General features: G+C 40.5%; 8 protein-coding genes. 4 read left to right on the top strand and 4 right to left on the bottom strand.

From position 1 onward, the window contains the following. Positions 1-433: 433 nt before the first annotated feature. The 4 genes from QFZ31_RS22680 to QFZ31_RS22665 form a co-directional block, all read right to left on the bottom strand. Positions 434-4969 (bottom strand): Ig-like domain-containing protein, encoded by a 4536-nt coding sequence (locus tag QFZ31_RS22680; RefSeq protein ID WP_307307198.1) that lies wholly within the window; start codon positions 4967-4969, stop codon positions 434-436. Positions 4970-5634: 665 nt separating this feature from the next. Continuing rightward, positions 5635-7197, bottom strand: a complete 1563-nt coding sequence (gene sdaAA / locus QFZ31_RS22675; RefSeq protein ID WP_307307197.1) for an L-serine ammonia-lyase, iron-sulfur-dependent, subunit alpha — start codon at positions 7195-7197, stop codon at positions 5635-5637. Positions 7198-7271: 74 nt separating this feature from the next. Beyond that, positions 7272-8717: a M20 family metallopeptidase gene (locus QFZ31_RS22670; RefSeq protein ID WP_307307194.1), complete on the bottom strand. Its 1446-nt coding sequence runs from the start codon at positions 8715-8717 to the stop codon at positions 7272-7274. 11 nt (positions 8718-8728) lie between these two features. Continuing rightward, entirely contained in the window at positions 8729-9958 is a 1230-nt protein-coding gene (locus QFZ31_RS22665) for an MFS transporter (protein WP_307307192.1), read from the bottom strand. 148 nt (positions 9959-10106) lie between these two features. Between QFZ31_RS22665 and QFZ31_RS22660 the strand changes: the two genes are divergently transcribed. The 4 genes from QFZ31_RS22660 to QFZ31_RS22645 all read left to right on the top strand — a co-directional run bounded on the left by QFZ31_RS22660 (position 10107) and on the right by QFZ31_RS22645 (position 20077). Continuing rightward, positions 10107-12131 carry a helix-turn-helix domain-containing protein gene (locus QFZ31_RS22660; protein WP_307307190.1) on the top strand — a complete coding sequence of 675 codons (2025 nt, stop codon included), beginning with the start codon at positions 10107-10109 and terminating at the stop codon, positions 12129-12131. 208 nt (positions 12132-12339) lie between these two features. Next, positions 12340-12525 carry a hypothetical protein gene (locus QFZ31_RS22655; protein ID WP_307307188.1) on the top strand — a complete coding sequence of 62 codons (186 nt, stop codon included), beginning with the start codon at positions 12340-12342 and terminating at the stop codon, positions 12523-12525. 633 nt (positions 12526-13158) lie between these two features. Then, positions 13159-17796 (top strand): pectate lyase, encoded by a 4638-nt coding sequence (gene pelA / locus QFZ31_RS22650; protein WP_307307185.1) that lies wholly within the window; start codon positions 13159-13161, stop codon positions 17794-17796. A gap of 1162 nt (positions 17797-18958) precedes the next feature. After that, positions 18959-20077, top strand: a complete 1119-nt coding sequence (locus tag QFZ31_RS22645; protein ID WP_307307183.1) for an oxygenase MpaB family protein — start codon at positions 18959-18961, stop codon at positions 20075-20077. Positions 20078-20679 lie beyond the last annotated feature (602 nt).

Genomic DNA, 20679 nt, shown 5'->3' with positions numbered 1-20679 from the left:
CCTTACTTTACAATAATAGAATGTGGGAATTTCATCCTGTTTGGATTGACCACTTTATACTTCCTACCCATACAGTTGTAGCTATCGCCATAGCTTTTTTGATTTATCCTTGTGTTATTGTTGTTTACTTAGGAAGATTTCCTACATCAAACTTTAATAAACTTGGTTGGATTATTTTTTTAGCTGCCATTTTCCAAGGTATTCCAAACAATTGCCTATTTTAATAAAAGTATAGTTATAACGAAAAAGAGCTGCCTGTAAATAGACAGCCCTAGTGAAATATTACTAGCAACTTGCTTAGGAGTAGCAAGCTATATTATTATTATCGACACACTATCTAGAATTGACTAGCTCTTTTTTGTAAAAATTTTTTTATCTAATACAAGAGAGTCGTTAGTGATAAAAAAAGCCGAGAGAACCGTCCCCATTGATATCAAAATTGTTTCAATTTAAAAACAGCCATCCCCTTTTGTTCATTGTATCTAGCATTTTCGATGTTTACTAAGTCTCCACGATCGGATAGATAATAGATTGTTAGTTTGCCTTTATTTTCTCCCGCTTTTAAGGTGTATGGGACTTCTACTTCTATTTCATTACCGTTGCTTTCTGTAAAATCGGTTAGTTGTTTTCCGTCCAGGTATAGGCTGAAGTCGTAAACAGATTGATTTCCTACCAGAGCTTTCTGTTCTTCATTCAATAAATCTCCAGATAATGTTGAAATGGAAAGCAATAGTTTTTCTGAATCGGTGCTGATTTGTTTACTTAGTTCATTAACAGATAACGTTACAGAACCTAGATTTGTGGTAAATGTCAGCTTCTTCACTGATTTTCCTTTAGCAGCTTTTATGCTTTGTGAAGGAATGTTAACGTCGAATTTCGTTAAATCCGTACCTCCGTTTACTCTAACAATAATATTGTTTGCCTTCATGGTTTCTCCTGCCAACTGCATTTCTTCTTCAGTTATATTCACCACAGCTTTTTTCCCTTCTTGATGTGCAAGAACATGGATGGTTCCTGTATCCACCAAGCGTGATCCTGCCAAGATTTTTGGTGCAGGAGGCTCTTCCATCCCATGTCCTAGATAAAAACTAGTGTGCGGTGGTTGATTATACCCTACATTCTGCCAGGCAACTCCTAACCTGTATACTGGGTCATGCATGAGTGTGTGGATCCGGTGCTCGGTCACATCTGTAGTGGTGTAAATACGTATGACACTGCTATCTTCCAAGCGCCAGATGGCTTCTTCTCTCCAATCACCGAAAAGATCTGCCTGCATGACAGGATTCCCTTTGGTGCCATTATTGGAGAAGGTCCCTTCTGCAGTCAAAAGATTAATAAGCTTTTCATTTTCATAATCCCACTTACTAATCGTTCCAACCCCATTCGTTCCGTCAAAGTTGTGGTCTAACAGCTCACGAAGAAGATCTCCGTCCCACCAGATGGCAAAGTTGGCCGATGGTATATTGTTAGAAATCAATTCGCCATTTGCGGAATATAAATACCCCGTTGTATCATTCCATTCGCCGCCAATTGCCCATGCTTGCTCACCTGGATATCTTGGATCGATATTAGCTGATAAACCTCTTCCAGTATCTCTTCCCGTTTTATGTCCCCAAATGACTTCTCCAGTAGCCGCATCTCGCATCGCTAAGCCGTATGGTGAGGATCCCTTTTCAAATACACTAAATACTTCAAGTCCAGGTCTTTGTGGGTCCAAATCTCCAAGGTGCATCGCATCGCCGTGGCCAAATCCTGAGTTGTAAAGCGGGGTTCCATCATGATCAAGAGTCATCGCTCCATACACAATTTCATCTTTTCCGTCTCCATCAACATCAGCGACACTGAGATTATGATTTCCTTGCCCAGCATAGCTGCCATTTCCTGAAACACTCGTATCAAATTTCCAAAGCTTCGTTAACTCGCCATCTCTCCAGTTATAAGCAACGATGGCCGATTTAGCATAATAGCCGCGCGCCATAATAAGACTTGGATGTTCTCCATCCAGATAGGCAACCCCAGCCAGGAATCTTTCCGAGCGATTACCGGTACCATCTCCCCATTCGGAAGAACTTCCCCTTTTGGGATCATATTCCGTTGTAACCAGTTCCTTACCTGACTGTCCATCAAAGATAGTAAGGAATTCCGGCCCTCTATAAATACGGCCGGCCGTATCCCGATGGTCAGCATTAGGATCGCCAATAACCTTACCGGCCCCATCAATCGAACCATCCGAGGTTCGCATCGCAACTTCTGCTTTCCCATCACCATCTAAATCATACGCCATGAATTGAGTATAGTGTGCTCCAGCACGAATGTTCTTCCCAAGGTCAATTCTCCATAATAGCGTTCCATCCATTTTGTAAGCATCAATATAAACATTACCGGTATAACCCGTTCTCGAATTGTCTTTTGAATTTTCAGGATCCCATTTCAAAATCAATTCATACTCCCCATCACCATCTAAATCGGCAACACTGGCGTCGTTGGCATTATAGGAGTACCGATCCCCTTTTGGTGTGACGCCGTTCTCAGGTTTTTTAAGTGGAACATCAAAATAGCTGCTGCTCTTTACATTTGTACTCTCTGAGCCAGCAAGTTCTTTACCAATTTCTACAACTGTGATTTCGTACTGTGATGTAAGTGTTCCATCCGGATCAAGGTAATTCGTGCTATTTGTAATCGGTTCTTTCGTAATCTTTTTCCCGTCACGGTATAGATTAAAAGAAATGTCCTTCGGATCTGTACCTAGCAATCTCCATCCGACGTAGATACCATTTTCAGCCTTAACGGCCATTAGACCTCTATTTAAACGTTCCATTTGCCGGTAATAATAAGTAGCAGTCGGAACCTCTAATACAGAGGAAAACTCTGATAATCCTCCGGAATTGACAGCTTTCACTCGATAATAATAAGGTACATCTGTCAAAACTGAATGATCAACAAAACTAGCACTTTCCGAAACACCAACCTGATCAAACGTACTGTCCCTTTTGTCAGAGCGGTAGATATAATAGATATTTGTATCAGCTGTTTGATCCCATGCTAATTCGATGGTATTTCTTGTGGCCCCTACATAGGTAAGGCCCTTTGGTGCATTTGGCACCGCAACATCTTCATCAAACATTTTCACAATGACGGCGGTACTTAATTTTGATTCAACATTTCCGATTCCTTCAATGAGGGCCGTTACAGCGTAGGAATAGGTAATTCCAGGCAGAGCTGTATCATCGGTAAACTGTGTTGAAGAAGATTCTCCTATTTTTTCATAGTCATTTTCTCCATCAGCGATTTTTCTGTACACTTGATAGCCAATCGCTTCCTCAACCTTGTTCCAGCTCAATGCTACTGAACTTTTTGGAAAAATTACTCTTTTCTCCATCTTTAAGTCTTCAGGCGCATCAATCTGACGATTTGTATGGATGGAGATAGTTTTCTCTCCCGATAGATTTGTTCCATCATTTGTCGTCGCGACTACCTTCACTTGCCCCCAACTCTTTGCCGACAGTAATCCATTCGGACTAATCTCCGCGATGTCTGTTGGATTACCGTTCAAATCGGAAACACTCCAAGTGACGGAACGGTCTTCTGCAAAAGCTGGAATCACGTTTGCGGCCATTTGAAGTTTTTCACCTTCGTTAACGATATCTGTTCCATTGATGCCGCTAACAAAAACTTCGGTCGCTTTCACGATTTCATCCTTTAATATAATAGGTGTAATATCTATACCGTTTAATCGTCTATCCTTCCCGCCCACATTAAAAATCATCTTTCTGTTCGTTACTTCTACTGTTCCAGTCAACTCACCAAATTTCCCACTACTGCTTGTCATGGTTCCGAGGTCAGTATCCTCTACCGTAATGGCTGTTTCGTTCGAGGCAATCGCGTCCCCCGCAGTAATTTTCACCTGGTAAGTCCCGTTCGGAAGATCAACTTCGAACGTATAATCGTCACTGCCTTGTAATAAAACAAAGTCTCTTAATAAAGAATCTGAAAAACTTCGATCACGAGATACGACTGTTTGATCAAGCCCGTATCCTAATTCTGGAGAATAGTGTGTGGATTCTGATACTCTAGCATAACCATTTTCTAGAGCACTTGAAGTAGTACCAAAATCAAATTTTAATTTCGGTTTATTCGATGGATGAATAGCAATGATGGCTTCCCCTTTGACTTCTGATCCATCTGTGGAATGGGCAATCACCTTCACCTTGCCCGGTAACTGTGTTGTTAATAATCCAGCACTGTCAATAGAGGCTAGTTGTGTTTGTGACCCATCAAGTTCTGTGACCTCCCAAATTAATGATGGATAGGAGGCATTCTCTGGTGTAATAGCAGCTTGCATTTGCAACTGATCACCGGCTAAAACTTCATTTGCCCCTCCTGCTCCATTAACGGCAATTTCCTTGATTTTAATATCTTCACCAGATTGTTCAAGTAACGTAATCTCAATCACATTGATTCGTGTATCATTTCCGTTAATGGTAAAAAGCATTTTTCCGTCAATAACCTTGACTGTACCTGTTAACTCCTCAAATTCGCCGCTTCCTGTATTGGTTGTACCTAAATCAATCGATTCAACACTTACAGACGTTTTATTTGAGGCAATGGTATCCCCTGCGCCCACTTTCACCTGATAGGTGCCATTTGGAAGATTTACTCTGAACGTATAATTTTTTGCACTGCTTGTATCAAGAACGAAATCCCTTAAAAGAGGGTCTGCAAAGGATCGATCACGCGAAGCGATTTTCTTATTTAGGCCGAATCCACTTTCTGCTGAATAAATCGTAGATTCAGAAACACGTGTATATCCTTCTGCAACCGGGCTTGTTGTTGTACCAAAATCAAACTTCCAAACTTGTTGTTCAGCTTTAACAGGGATAACCCCATAGCCCAAAACCGGTAAAACGGAATAGCATAGGACAAAAATTGCCAACAACACTGAAAAGGCTTGACTAGCTTTTCTTCTCATTCATTCAATACCCCCTATTTTTTTGTTTGAAGTTTCCTTACTCATTCCTTCCCTCCCATTTTTTTGCCCGAAGGCTTCATTCTGGCCTCGGCTTCAGGACCAAATTTCAAAAAGTATGTAACTCACACTGAAACCGCTACCAACCTTCATCTTATCAACACCAATTAATTACTAACATATAAAAAACAGTCCTGTTCGTTTAATATTCAGACTATTCAGCTAAATTATGTATATTATTTCAATCTTATTTTCTTGTATTAATATTGAAAAGCGCAAAAAAAGGGCTCCATTCAGTTGGTTTTCACCAACCTTCTGGACACCCCCTTGCGCTTTTGCTTTTAGAAAATGACAAGATTTATTTTGTAGTTTCCAGTAATGATAATTTCCCATTATTTCATCAATATCATCAAATAACCCAAATCACAACTAATTTTTTACATTTGAAATCGATGAAAGCCCTAAATAACAGTAAATACAGCGTATTTAATCAAACGATTGATTAACACTTTTCTTAACTAATCAATCATTTGATTAAAAGTACTGATAACCCTGTTGTAAAAGCGATTCTATCCTTTTCATTAGAAGAAACCTGTCGAAGAATGTGTTCTTACTTTGCAAAAAAACACGAGAACGGTTTTTAGGAGGTTAAAGCACTTACTAGACAACTACATAGTTTGAACCAAGACAATTTCGTCAATCATTGGGATCTCTTTTTTTAATAAAGCTAAGACCGTTTCTTCGATTTTATTGTCAATTTCGCAAACCGTTATCGCAGGACCATTAATTTTTGAACGCTCATTAGCCATGCGAGCAATGTTAAACCCTTTTTCATACAGAATCCCCGATAACTCTGAGATAACCCCTTTTCGGTCGGTATGACGGATCACAAGTGTCGGCCGTTCGCCGGAAAATTTTAACGGATAATCATCCATTTCCTGAACCTCCACCTTGCCGCCGCCCAAAGAACTGGCCAACACCTTTACAGTACGTGAAGCCCCTGATAATTCTATAAGAACGGTGTTAGGGTGATAACTTCCAAGCACCCTTTTCGTAAATTCATATTGTAAGCCCTGTTCTTCGGCAATTCCCTTTGCATTTGGAATGCCATCATCTAGAGTCGATAATCCCATAACACCTGCCAACAGCGCTAAGTCTGTTCCGTGTCCTTGATAGGTTTCAGCGAAGGAGCCCATTAATGAGAACCTTGCATATAATGGTTTTTCGTTCAACAGCTGGTAGGCGATATTCGCAATTCGAACAGCCCCGGCCGTATGCGAACTTGAAGGGCCAACCATTACAGGGCCGATAATTTCATAGGCACTTTGGTATTTTGCCGGACCACAGCCACTAGCTTTTTCGCTGAAAATCTTTTCTTTTAATTTCTTTCCTGTTGGAGTTCCGGCAAGACCACCTATCCCCGTTTCTCTCAACGATTCCGGCATTTGCTGTCCTACCTCATGCATCACATGGACTACCTCATCCGGAGGGATGGTGCTGACTACACCTGCTAACGCCATATCTGCCGCGGCTTGTGCGGTAATCGCATGTAAACCGTTGCGAATGATACACGGGATTTCCACCAGGCCGGCCACTGGGTCACAAACCAGCCCTAGAGAATTTTTCAAGGCGATTCCAACAGCATTTCCAACCTGCGTCGGTGTACCGCCGGCCAGCTCCACAAGGGTGCCTGCTGCCATGGCTGTGGCAGATCCGACTTCGGCCTGGCACCCGCCGGCAGCCCCTGAGATTGACGCTTTATTTGCAATAACTAAGCCAAGCGCGGAGGCAGTAAACATGGACTGGACAATTTGCTTACGGGTAAATTTTCCGCTGTCAAGAGCATGAACCAGTACAGCCGGCAAGATTCCTGCTGAGCCTGCTGTAGGTGTTGCCACAATGCGCCCCATCGCCGCATTTACCTCTGAAACCGCGAGCGCATTCGCTGCAGTATTTAATGTTGCAGGGTTGACAAACGAATTCCCATTTTCGGCATATTGGTGAAGGCGGTGCCCGTCCCCTCCTGTCAAACCGGTCCGGGACATAACGGGACTCATCGTTCCTTTACGGACAGCCTCCTCCATCACGGCAAATTGCTCAGCCATTTTTTCGAGTATCGTTTCTCTAGGATCACCTTTCAGTTGTACCTCTGTAGTGATCATTATATCCGCAATGGTTGTTCTCTCGTTTTCAGCAAGTTCCATTAATTCTCTTAAACTCGTAAAAGACATATGCTCACTCCCTTTAAAGAAAACGGTCCTTATGCCTAAAAGCCATAAGAACCGTCCCCTTTGTTTCATGAATTTTATATTGTTTGATACACCTTTTGTTTATTTTTCGGAGGTGTAAGCTCCTTCGGGATTAGCGACTCATAGGTTTCACCGTCAAGCCTTTCTACTAATTCCTTCTTCGCCTTTTCAAGTAATTCTGGGTTTTCAAGAACCGAGATAGCAGTACATGCCATTGCCTTTCCAGCTAATAGCATGGCATCATGGGCATAACTTTCTTTACCTTGTGCCACAGCCTGCCAAGTATGAAACGGTGTTCCAAACGCCCAAGTGGAAGTAACACATTGTGCTGTGGGTACATTCCAGCTAACATCGGCAACATCCGTAGAACCTCCCATAAATGATTCTTTTTCAGAAAATGGGACGATAAAGTCGGCAATCGGTCGTTCGGCTAATTGAGAAGCTCCCTGTTTCCCAACTTGTAAAGCTGCCGCACGCTTCTCCTCGTCCGTCAACGTTTCATAGATGGTTTTTGCATAGTTTATATCCTGTTCAGTAGCAAGAGAAGCTCCTATTTCTTGCATATATTGGTGCATTACCTTTTCAAGGGTCAGGTTAGGAATTAAATTATGGCAGGAACCTTGAATTTCGTAATCTACCTTCGTTTGCGTCATAAGTGCCGCACCGCGGGCACAGTCTACTACCCTGTCATAAAGCTCTTTTACTTGATATGGTTTCGGGGCACGGATTAAATACGTCACTTCCGCTTCAGCCTGAACGACGTTTGGAGCTAATCCCCCTGTATTGGTTACAGCATAATGAATCCGAGCTTCATCAATCGTGTGTTCTCTCATATAATTGACTCCAACGTTCATCAGTTCGACCGCATCTAAAGCGCTTCTTCCTAAATGTGGGGCTGCACCTGCATGGGCACTTCTCCCTTTAAATTTAAAGTGTGCATGGATAACCGCATTAGCAGTGGAGTTCATAACAGCATTCATGGTGGCAGGATGCCATGAGAAGGCAGCATCCACATCTTTGAAAAAACCGTCTCTTGCCATAAATGTTTTCCCGTATCCACTTTCTTCGGCCGGACAGCCAAAATATTGTACAGTTCCAGCAAGCTTATGTTCTTTCATATAATCCTTAACCGCTATAGCTGCCGCTAACGAACCTACTCCTAGCAAATTATGTCCGCAGCCATGGCCATTTCCATTTTTCACAATGGACTCAAACTTATTGCTGCTTGCTTGTTGACTTAGTCCTGCCAAAGCATCGTATTCACCGAGAATTGCAATGACCGGATGCCCAGATCCATAGGAGGCGATAAAGCCTGTTTCAAGACCAGCTATTCCCTTTTTTACTTCAAACCCTTCCTTTTCCATTGCTTCACAAAGCAACTCAGCTGAACGGAATTCCTCAAATCTGGTTTCAGCAAACTCCCATATTTGATCACTTAACTGTGTATACAAGGCGCGTTTATCATCTATTAAACTAGTAATTTGCTTTGATATAACCGTCATGTTTCCATCTCCTAACTTATATTTTCATTGAAAGAAGGAACCTCTTTCTTATAGCCTATTAAAAATAAAGATCCAGCACACAATAGAGCAAACATAATCAGCATAATAAAAGCAACTGTATAAGAACCGTCAAAAGCATCGACAAAAAATCCTATTAGCATTGGAGTAAGTACACCAGCGAATTGTGCACCTGTATTAATAAAACCATTTGCCGTTCCTACAACCTCTTCTGATAACATTTTTAATGGAGCCGAAATGATGAGAATAATATTAAACGACATGAATACCGTAACCACACTTTGATAGACAGCAAACATAGCGATGTTTGGCGCAAAAGCCATTAAATAAAGAAAAACCGCCGTTAATACTGCAAATATCCCTGCGATTACCTTATCTTTTCCTTCAGGTAATTTATCTAAAATATAGCCACTTCCAAGCATCGCGATAATTCCTGCAACCGCTGGAATAGCTGAAATATACCCAACGGATGTTAAGTCAAGATTACTTGCCTCTACTAAATAAGTTGGCATCCATGCCATTAATCCCCATTGGACGGCATAAATTGCAAAATATGCAATGAACAAATTCCATATAATCGGGGTTTTCAAAACCTCTCGTAAAGGTGCTTTTCTTTTGGAAGGGCTTTCAGTAATTCCTACAGTTGAACCTTTCCGCTCTTTTAAGAAAAAGACGTATAGCAAGACAAATATAATTCCAATGGCACCCGCAATATAAAAGATCATTCTCCAACCGACACTTTGCATGGATTGGGTACCAATGATTGGTGTTATTACTCCCATTATCGTACCGGAAGTGAGCATAAAGGACATGGCACGGCTCCGTTCATTTTGCGGAAACCAACTAGCAATACCTTTTGAAGCGGATGGAAAAAAGCTTCCTTCCCCAAGCCCAAAAAGAAATCGAATGAGGATTAAGGACATGAAGGACCATGCCATTCCTGACAAAATCGTGAAAACGGACCAAGCAAAAACAGCGATGATAATGATTTTTCGGAAACCAAAACGATCTGCGAGCCACCCACCCGGAATTTGCATTAAAGCATAGCCTGCAAAAAAGCTACTTAAAACAATTCCTGTCTGAGAGGCACTTAGTTGGAGATCCTTTGAAATACCTAAAATCGCATAATTCATGAAAAATCGATCAAAGTTTCCAATTGACCACCCTAAAAATAGCAAGATGATAATGACATACTTCCAGTTCTGCGATAATTTGGATACCATATAAAACCTCCTAGCTAAATTTGTTGAATTCTATTTAATTATAAAAAATTAAAACTATTCAAACAATGTTCATCCCTATATAATTAGGACATAAATTATGTGGAGTTCTACATAGTCCTATGGAGGGATTGTAAAAGTGGAGACATTGATGAAATTAAAACAATTTTTAATAGATAACAGTTGCCTTTCACATTTTCAGGTGTGGCAAAGTATAAAGGGATTAGATTTTTCACTTGTAGTATCCCATCATTTTGACAAAGAAACTCCCACACCAGAAAGATTTTTCAATGAAAATATACGTACCGATGAAACTTTCAACGATCTTTACTACCATTATTCCAATCATACAACCATTGTCATTAGAATCAGTAAAACCTCCGTACTAAACAATGAGCGAGAACTTAAACCAATCATAGATTTATATTACTTGCAAGTAATGCTAGATCGAGAAAAATATATCAGGAACAAAATGATGGAAAGTATCCGTGATATCTCCGTCCTCGAAGATTTAGATAACCTGTTAAAAAAAATATTAGAAAATGCCTTATCTGTTATTCCTGCAGCAGATATGGGAGTTCTATGGATGTACGAACCAAGCTTAGATGTGCTATTTCCTAAAGCTTGGACGGGCGGACCAAATGAAGAAATCAAAAAAATGCGGATGAAAGTTGGCGAAGGAATTATCGGGAAAACATTTAAAGATAATAAATCTTTTATTCTTACCAATATAGAGGAAATTATCTCAGAATCATCTAATATTGCATCTGATAATCTATTTCATCTGTATAATTCCGTCCAATTGGACGATTTGAAATCTATTATTTCAGTTCCAATAAAGGTGGAGGAGCGTACTTTATGTGTATTGATTGTCTACCAAAATGGTCCTTATCCCCTTTTAACGAAAGATGATCAACAACTGTTAGAAAGCTTTTCTGATCAGGTCTCGATTGTATTAAGAAATTCGAAACTCTACCAAAATCTCAAAAAACAAAATGATCTTTTAATTCAACGAGATACCATTCACAATACCTTAATAAAACTGTCGCTTCAAAGTAAAGGTTTACAAAAAATCGCTAATGAAATAAAAAAGATGATCAATCATCCATTAATGATCGTAGACTTAACGGATCATCAACAATACTCCAGTCCGACCCAATGGAAAGGGGAACTGCCTTCAGAGATAAATACAAAATTAAAAACTCAATCTTTTTTTACTGAGTCTCTTAATAGTCAGTCCTTGTATATTCACCCTATTATTGCAATTGACGTTCCGATTGGAATAATCGCAGTAGAAATGGAGGAAGATGATTTTTTTCCTTTAAATAAAATGATAATGGAACAGGCAAGTTCCGTGATTGCATTAGAGATTATCAGAAAACAAACATTAGTGGATTCTTATTATCAAAAAACAAATGATCTATTTAATGACTTCATTCAGTGCCGAGAATATAACCTGATACGAAAAAAGGCCATTGAGCTTAGAATGGATGATCATCCCTATTATATGGCAGTCACCATTCATATCCATCCTCACGCTGACTTTCACTTTCTTAATATGCAAATGCATAAACTAATTGCCCAAATCAAGAAACTTTTAGGAATCTATGTTTCAATCATTTTTGGTTATGGAAATAAAGTGACGTTGGTATGCCAATTTAATCACTATGCAGATCAGGATTATGTAAAAAAGAAACTAGAGCTTATTCATTCCAACTGGATGAATGTTCATGAAGAATCGCTAAAAATAGGGATTGGTACTTGCTATCCAAGTATGGATAATATAGCAAAAAGTTACTCCGAAGCGGATAAAGCCCTTTCCTTCCTAATCTCGAGGCAGCTTAAAAGTATTGTAAATTATCAAGATATTGGCATTAATCATCTTTTTATTCATCAACCCATGGATGACCTGAACTCGTTTGTTAATGAAGTTTTTAATCCCCTCACATCTGATAAAGATGGTACTTTGGATTTGGAACAAACCCTGCTTGCCTATATGGAAAATGATCGTCAAGCAACACAAACAGCCAAACTTTTGCATATCCATGTTAATACTTTATATCAAAGGCTAAAAAGGATCGAAGAAAAGCTTCAAATTTCCTTTTCGAACCCAGAAGACATTTTAAAAATTCAGCTTGCATGTTATTTGAGGAATTCAATAGTCTCACTTACATGACTACCGCACTTACTCGGGTTAGTCTTTCACCGTCTAGCAATTTTTCAGCTTGACAGGTACGAAATAAAGTAAAAAAGATCACACAATTTAATTTGGTGATCTTTTTTACATATAGGCATATTCCGAAAAATCTAAATACAATTACCGACAGGTTATTCCAAGATGGCAATTCCTCTGAATGTAAAAATAACTTATTAGGAAATGCATTATGTCTGATTGTTTTCGTAAGTTCACCTTTGCTGCGCATACATGTATGGAACCCGTTAACGCTAACCCATCATCTCGACAATTTTCTTCCTACCCGAAACGAGCAGACGCAGCATTACCAACACGTAATGCAATACTAATCAAACAATTGGTTAACTCGAACTCTACTAATCAAACGCTTGATTAAATAACGCATGAACCCCATTGACATATGAGTTTCTACTTGATTTCAGGAGAGGAACTTGTCGAATAAAAATGATGATTTTTTAGAATACTCCTTAAAACTGACAATAGAAACTAGTAAAGTAAACAATCTGACAAACTTCTATGATAATTACCTCCTTCCCTTAACGGAAAGAAGAGCATCAACCAACCACCCCAACATATTCAACTACACCATTCTATCACTGTTTACCAATCTAAAAACCTATCAATCTTCGATAATTTCGGGGAGTGACAGTGTATTGGTAACTGTCCACCTCAGGTGGAATCTGTCCACAAGCGGTGACAGGCACCGATTGGCACCGATCGGCACCGATCCCCTGACTCCATATTCGGATAGGATAATAGCCATAATCATGTCCCGAAGTTATGCTCAATTCCTTTCCTTTTTTATCTTCCTGCAGGACTTTTAGCTTAACTCTGTAAAAATGATTATATATTTAGAAAATTCATTTACTTATACTCTCAATTGCAAGGGCACATTTTTTGAAAGGAAGGGATTGTTTATGTTTTTACCAAGTGGGTAACAAAGGAAAGGATTTCGGAGCAGGCAGTATTTCATCTTAAAATGAAAGGGTTTACACCCAAGGAGGAACGAATGAATAAATTACTCAATATTTTTCTAAGTTTGATCTTATTGCTCTCAGTTGTACAGAATGCTGCCCTTACATCGGTTTCAGCAGCAGAGCCAACTGAAATTCCAGCACCAACTGGAGTAAGTGCTGTATCAAAAGACAGTCAGGTTGATGTAAGTTGGGATCCATTGGTTGAAGGAAAAAGAGTATTACTTGTGGGGACAGGGATCCCGGCAGATGAAAAAACAATGGCTCATTTGAAATCGCTTGGGTACTCGGTCACTTTTAAAAAGGATAACGAGGTAACGACTGAAGATGCACTTGCCTATGATGTCGTATTTGTCGGGGAATCCTCAGGATCCTCCTATATTGGCAAAAAGTTTATGAATTCCCCCGTTCCGGTTGTCTATGCGGAACCGTATGCACTGGATGATATTCATTTAAGTGATGCTTCTTCAGGCACCTTTGGAAGCTATGAAAATCAGGATTCACTTACCATCAAGGATGGCAATCATCCCCTTTCTGCCGGATTAAGCGGCACGGTTAAGGTGTATAACCAGGCTGGTAAAGTAAATTTCGGAAAGCCCGGTCAAGAGGCCATCATCATTGCTACTGCATCAGATGATCCTACCAAAGCCACGATATTTGCTTACGAAAAAGGTGCGAAAAATGTAAATGGTGACCCAGTTCCTGCCCGGCAGGTTGCTACGTTTTTATTTGCAGGTCAAGAAGACCATATGACCGAAGCCGGGTGGAATCTGGTTGACGAATCGGTCAAGTGGGCTCTTGGTATCGAAGGAAATGATTCTGTCTCAAACGTAACGTACAATCTGAAACGCAGTACCACACAAGAAGGTCCTTTTCAAACCATTGCTGAAAAAATAGAGGGAACCCAGTTCCATGATACAGGGTTAACCAATGGAACGACTTACTATTATGTCGTATCTGCCGTAACGGAGAACGGCGAGAGTGTGAATTCAAATGTCGTAAGTGCAGTACCTACTGCTCCAGATCCTTCAAACCTGCCTTCTGTACCAAAAGGATTGACTGCTCTTTCAAGAAACAGTCAGGTTGATGTAAGCTGGGAACCGAGTTCGGCCCAACAGGTAACCTACAATCTAAAACGCAGTACCACGAAGGAGGGTCCTTATCAGACCATTGCTGAAAAAATGGCAGAAACCGACTTCAGGGATACAGGGTTAGAGAATGGTCAGAAGTATTACTATGTTGTATCTGCCGAAACGAGTAGCGGTGAGAGCGCAGATTCACAAGCTATAACGGCAGTGCCTGTAGCGCCATTGCAAGCTCCGACCGGCCTTTCAGCAAGTCATGGTAATGGCGGGGTAACCATTCATTGGGAATCCGTCAATGGTGCCGAGTCTTACCAAGTCTTGCGCAGTAAACAAAAGGGCATCGGCTATGAGGTCATCAAAAACGGTGTAACGGAAACCAGTTATACAGATACCGGGATTCCCGATGGCGAGAAGTACTATTATGTCGTATCCGCCAAGAACGAAACAGCCGAAAGTGCAAATTCCCAACCGATTAACGGTGCTGCTGTATCGACGAGTGGTGTACCAGCCATTCCAAACGGTATGAACGCTACTGCCGGTGATGGCAGAGCTGCATTAACCTGGTCCGCTGTATCTGGCGCAGATTCCTATACCATCAAGCGCGGTGAGTTTAACAGTGGTCAATATGAGGTCATTGCTAAGAATATACACTCTACCGGTTATCAAGATATAGGTCTTACAAACGGTGATACCTATGATTATGTGATTTCCGCTGTCAATGAGCAAGGGGAAAGTTTAGGCTCCGAACCCATCGCCGTTACGCCTGCGAAAGTAACGGTTGTAGCGAAAGAAGGCGGAGACTTTAAAACGATTCAAGAAGCCATTGATGCTGCACCTGATAACAGTACGAAACGGCATGTTATTTTTATAAAAAATGGTGAATATCGTGAAAAGCTTACGATCCCTAAGAGCAAAACCAATCTGAGTTTTGTAGGAGAAAGTAAGGAAGGAACCGTACTTGTTTATAATGATAATGCAAATACGCCTGGGCCAGACGGCAAACCATTAGGCACTTCCAATAGTTCAAGTATCTTTATCTATGCCAATGATTTTATTGCCCAAAATTTAACTATCCAGAACGACTCCGGTCAAGGAACAGGTCAAGCAGTTGCCGCTTATGTAAGGGCAGATCGTCTCTATTTTGAAAACGTGCAGTTTTTAGGATACCAGGACACATTATATGCCCATACGGGAAGACAGTATTATAAAAACTGCTACGTAGAAGGGGATGTGGATTTCATTTTTGGCGGAGCCACAGCCATGTTTGATACCTGTCACCTTCATAGTAAGCGTACAGGTAGTAAGTTAACCGCTGCTAGTACCGATCAAGTCACACCGTATGGGTATGTTTTTTTAGATTCAAAAATCACCTCAGATGAAGACGTAACCAATGTGCATCTCGGGCGACCTTGGCGTCCTTATTCAGCTGTCACCTATATTAACACCGAAATGGATGCATCGATTGTTCCTGACGGATGGGATAACTGGGGGAAAGTTGAAAACGAGAAAACAGCCAGATATTCAGAATACAATAACATGGGGCCAGGGGCGGACCCGAAAAAGCGGGATCCATGGACCACACAATTAACGCCGGAGGAAGTGAATCAATACACGGTGCAAAATGTGATGAAAGGATCTGACGGCTGGGATCCTGAGAAAATCGGGATTATCCCATTATCACCACTGTCAGCACCGATTATTTCACTCGATCAACAAGATTCCATTGTCAATACACCAAGCTTTACCATTACAGGTCAAGTGGATAAAGAAGCAGCCGTGTCTGTCAATGGGAAGGAAATTTCCTTACAAAAGGATGGAAGCTTCAGCACGACGGTGGTGCTGAATGATGGTTTGAACACTATTACAGTGGAAGCTGTAGATGCAGCAGGGAATCAGGCTATTCCTGCAGTGTTAAAAATTGTTTATGATCATGAGAAACCCGTAATATCCATCGATGATCTTAAAGGAGAAAAAAACGGGAATCACTACAATGTAATCTACAATCCGCTGCCGATTACAGGGAAGCTGAACGAAGCAGGAACAGTTATGGTGAATGGTGAGAAAGTAAATGTATCGGAAAAGTTGACGTTTAGTACAAAAGTCATTTTAAAGCCGGGGTTAAATAACATTACGATTACCGCTGTTGATCAGGCAGGGAATGAAGCCGAATCTGTCACAATCAATGTGGTTCCAAAAGGAAATGCTGTGCCAGACGGTCCCGTCAAGATTATCAAAAGTGAAACAACAAATGCAAATACCGTTGAAGTTACTTTTAGTAGCAAGCTAGAAAAATTTGATGCTAGTGATATTGAATTGCAAACGGCTACGAACGATTGGGCAGCTCTCAATCCTGGCTTGAAACAATTGATGACAGTGGAAAGCATTACCACAAAGGTGAATAAGGATAACCATACCGTAGCGGTGATCAAAACGAAGGAAGCCTTTCAAGAAGATGGATCCATTACGCTGCCAAAAGTTGAAGATCCGTTTCATATTCAATATTTGAATGCCGACTATTATACCGGGGATCGTACGCAGGACATTAAGCATGCGGATGCCCTCTTAACCTGGCAGATGGATCATGGCGGCTGGTTTAAAAACTGGGTGGAAAAATATAAACGGCCATGGGACGGGAAAGAACCGAAATCTGAATGGTATTCGACTAATCATGGTGAACTAGGGACGATTGATAATGATGCAACAACAAACGAGATTCTCTTTTTAGCTCTGATGTATAAAGAAACAGGTGATGCTCGTTATAAGGATTCCGTTTTAAAAGGAATTGATTTTTTACTAGAGATGCAGGTTGATGCCGGCGGCTGGCCGCAGGTCTATCCGGCAAGAGGCGGTTACTCAGATTATGTGACCTTTAATGATAATGCGATGGTTCGCGTTATGAGTGTATTAACGATGGTTAAAGAAAAGAAGTATCCGTTTAATTCCGATATAGGTGACGAGCAACTTTCTGAGCAGATTGATGATGCATTGGGCCGTGGGCTGGATTATATGTTAAAATCGCAAATTAAGGTAGATGGTGAAGTAACCGCATGGTGTGCTCAGCATGACCCAGTGACGTACGAACCAAAAGGGGCTCGTGCGTATGAACATCCTTCAATCTCTGGTTCGGAATCTGTAGGGATTGTCCAGTATTTGATGTCACTGCCGAATCCTTCAACTGAGGTTCAGGCTGCCATTCATGGAGCTCTAAATTGGTTTGAAGAGGTAAAATTGGCGGGAACGAAGTATGTATCAGGCGATCCAAATGGGCAATATTTCTACCCGGACGAAAACAGCAATACGTGGTACCGCTTCTATGAAATTGGTACCAATCGCCCGATTTTCTCAGGAAGAGACGGTGTCATTAAACACAACATCTTAGAGATTGAAAAAGAAAGAAGAGACGGCTACCGCTGGGCAGGAGAATGGCCGCAAAAATTATTAAATATCGCCAACACAACTGGCTACTACGAAAACAGAGTATACGTAGAAGTCGTTGGGGATCAGTCTAAAAACGCCGCAGGCGAATCTTTGGAAATAGGAAACTTATATAGAATAGAGGCCTCTGCTTCCGGTTCTACAAGCAAGTAACATTTTCATTTTCAATACAAACTAATCTGGAGAGATGAGGCATGAGAACTGTTTGATTCTTGTGCTTCATTCTCTTTCTGTATGAATACGAACAGTGCCTGTCCCTGTTTGCTAAGGATCCCTCCCTTTTTTCGTATCCTGAAATATCCACTTTAAGAAGAACGTTGTATGTCCGTTCTTTTAATCGCAGGTTGGCACTCTTCTCTATTTCCTAATACAACCAACACAACCGTCCCCCTATATTAACTCTTATACTTATAAAAAAACAAATCGCAATCTATGGCTACTTGTTCCAATTTGAATCAAATTTTACCCTTTTAAATCTATTTTTCTAAGTTAAATTCAATTTTCATGAATTCGAAGGTTTTCCGAGAATGGATTATGGTAGAGCTACCTAGGAATAAATCGGAAGCGCGCTGCCCTGAAGGGTTTTACCAGTGGAGAGCTTTGACGGATTAGTTGTACAATATCAAACCATGATCCATAAGATTGTCCAATCGTTGCACATTTATAAAGATGAAGATGAATTCATAAAAAAGAAGTGTTGTTGCAAACACTTCTCGATGCAGCCCCAACCGTCAGAGTGGTGGTTGTCAATGTGGAATATTTGTGAGAACCACCCTTTTGCTTGCTACGGCGCGGGGTGGTTTTCCTGTTTTCTAGTACGTTGTTCCGAAAGAAATATGCACTAACTTCACGCACAATCCCCTTCAGAAATTCTCGTAAGATTTCAAGAAAAGTTTCCAGTATTATCCCCCCTTCCCTCAATGAAGGAAAAGAAGATCGACAACCCGGCCACCCAACAATATTCAGCTGAAACTCCCTTCTATCACTATTTAGCTTTCTAAAAGCCTATCAATCTTTTGACAAAATCCGGGGAGTGACAGGCACCGATATTTAGTCTTTCACCGTCTAGCAATTACCAGCCTTGAAATTATGGTTTCCAGAAACAGCAATAACTGCAGATGCTGTTTCAACTTAGATCTGAATGAAACGAGCCAGTGGGGCAAATTTTACTTTTGCCTCAGGGCTTTCAATCAAAACTGCTATGAACAATCATTAACGTGATTACCATCCAACATGTTTTCATATTAGTAAGAATATATTTATTTAATGTTTCCAAGTCTTTTAATCTACCAAGGATAGTAAGAGGGGGAAAGAAATGTTATATACAGACGAGTTTTTGGAGAAGTTACGGATGGAAGGCGATCCAGTAACGGACCGAATAATTGGAGAATTGTTCAAGAATAGTCAGGTTGGTTCCGTAAATAAATTGTTGAAGCAATTAATGTACAATGACCAAGAGTATCCGGAAGAGCTGCCAGATACCATAGAATTTTGGCTCAAGGATACTGCTTATTGCCCAGACGGAGTGGACTTTGCCAGAATAAGAAACGCAACTGATTTATTTCGAGAACATGGCATTGCCATCACCTTCTTATTATCAACATCCTCACTTGTGAATTGTTACGCAGCACGTAAAGGTGTAAAGGTCCTTACATTCAGTTATCGTTTAGGTCAGGATGCATACCGCAGGATAGCAGAAACAGGGCAATTTGTTCTTCATGTCATGGCGCCAGGCGGACTTGAACCCGGGGGACAAGGTATCAAAGCTATTCAAAAAGTCCGTTTAATGCATTCAGCCATTCGGCACTTGGTTCAAAAGACCGGCAGATGGGATGAAGAAGAAAATGGCATCCCCATCTGTCAGGAGGATCTGCTAGGTACCCTATTAACTTTTTCCATTGTCATCATAGACGGGCTTCGCCATTTAGGTATGAAAGTAACAGCAAAACAGGCGGAAGATTACCTATACTTTTGGAAAGTCGTCGGAATCATGCTGGGAGTTCGGAAGGATATTATCCCAGAAACCATGGAAGAAGCAATTCAGTTGGAAAAAATGATTAAAAAAAGACATCATGGACCGTCTCCTGAAGGGGTCCAGATGACCCGTGCCCTACTTGATTTTCATGCACACCTCATTCCCGGTCAGATGTTTGACAACATAATCCCTACTCTAATTCGAGAAACCGTAGGGGACGACATAGCAGACTGGATGGAAGTTCCGCACTCCAATTGGCAAAACCTTATGAAATACAAAGAGCTAATGGGTTTTTTCCTTGATTCGGACTATACAGGCTTTTTTGGAAGTATGGTAAACCGGCTTGGGTTAGCCTTAATTAAGCGCCAATCACTTGCTATGACTGATTATGAATATACTCCATTTCTCATACCAACCGAACTGCGAAAGGTTTGGGGAATTGAGGAAAAAATAGTATAACAATAAAACAATACCGGGATTATGTGTAAATTACATAATCCCCTTTTTGTTAATCTGTTTAGCACCAAATATCATTAATCGCTTATCCTCTCCTATTAGTTATTAAAATCTGCCAGTGCTTTCGGCAAAACATAGGCGATAGCAAAGAGTATTATGACAATCATTAAAATATTAGTAAAACTTGAAGGCCTCAGAGAGTTTCAATATAAATGGGAGGTCTAGGACTGCTTTCCCTCCCAATTTTTAAAATTTGATAAAATACCCATCCTAAAAAAAAGTTTACAAATTGTTGTTTAACATAGTCATAAAAATGGAATGAATTTTTACTATTTCCCCCATTTTACTGTTCCATTCTATTTCTAAAATTAAAACTTTCGTCATTACCCTTCGAGCAGATAATTGATAGTTCCACTTTAATCTAGCTTTTACGACATTTTATTTAATAAAATTAAGTAATTTGAATGAATGACTCTTTCAATATTCCCCCAATTTACATTATTTTTAAGCCGCATTAAAATTTGAATTAGTCATATATTAACTCCCTATTTATTTAATTTTTCGCTTCAGCACTAAAACCTACTAACATCAATGACAGTTATCCT

Source organism: Neobacillus niacini, from assembly GCF_030817595.1.
Lineage (GTDB): Bacteria > Bacillota > Bacilli > Bacillales > Cytobacillaceae > Neobacillus > Neobacillus niacini_G.
This window is presented reverse-complemented; position numbering and strand designations above follow the sequence as displayed.

Excerpts from the sequence above, each read along its gene's own strand:
- QFZ31_RS22680 (WP_307307198.1), bottom strand. The coding sequence starts at position 4,969 with ATGAGAAGAAAAGCTAGTCAAGCCTTTTCAGTGTTGTTGGCAATTTTT.
- sdaAA (WP_307307197.1), bottom strand. The coding sequence starts at position 7,197 with ATGTCTTTTACGAGTTTAAGAGAATTAATGGAACTTGCTGAAAACGAG.
- QFZ31_RS22670 (WP_307307194.1), bottom strand. The coding sequence starts at position 8,717 with ATGACGGTTATATCAAAGCAAATTACTAGTTTAATAGATGATAAACGC.
- QFZ31_RS22665 (WP_307307192.1), bottom strand. The coding sequence starts at position 9,958 with ATGGTATCCAAATTATCGCAGAACTGGAAGTATGTCATTATCATCTTG.
- QFZ31_RS22660 (WP_307307190.1), top strand. The coding sequence starts at position 10,107 with ATGAAATTAAAACAATTTTTAATAGATAACAGTTGCCTTTCACATTTT.
- QFZ31_RS22655 (WP_307307188.1), top strand. The coding sequence starts at position 12,340 with ATGTCTGATTGTTTTCGTAAGTTCACCTTTGCTGCGCATACATGTATG.
- pelA (WP_307307185.1), top strand. The coding sequence starts at position 13,159 with ATGAATAAATTACTCAATATTTTTCTAAGTTTGATCTTATTGCTCTCA.
- QFZ31_RS22645 (WP_307307183.1), top strand. The coding sequence starts at position 18,959 with ATGTTATATACAGACGAGTTTTTGGAGAAGTTACGGATGGAAGGCGAT.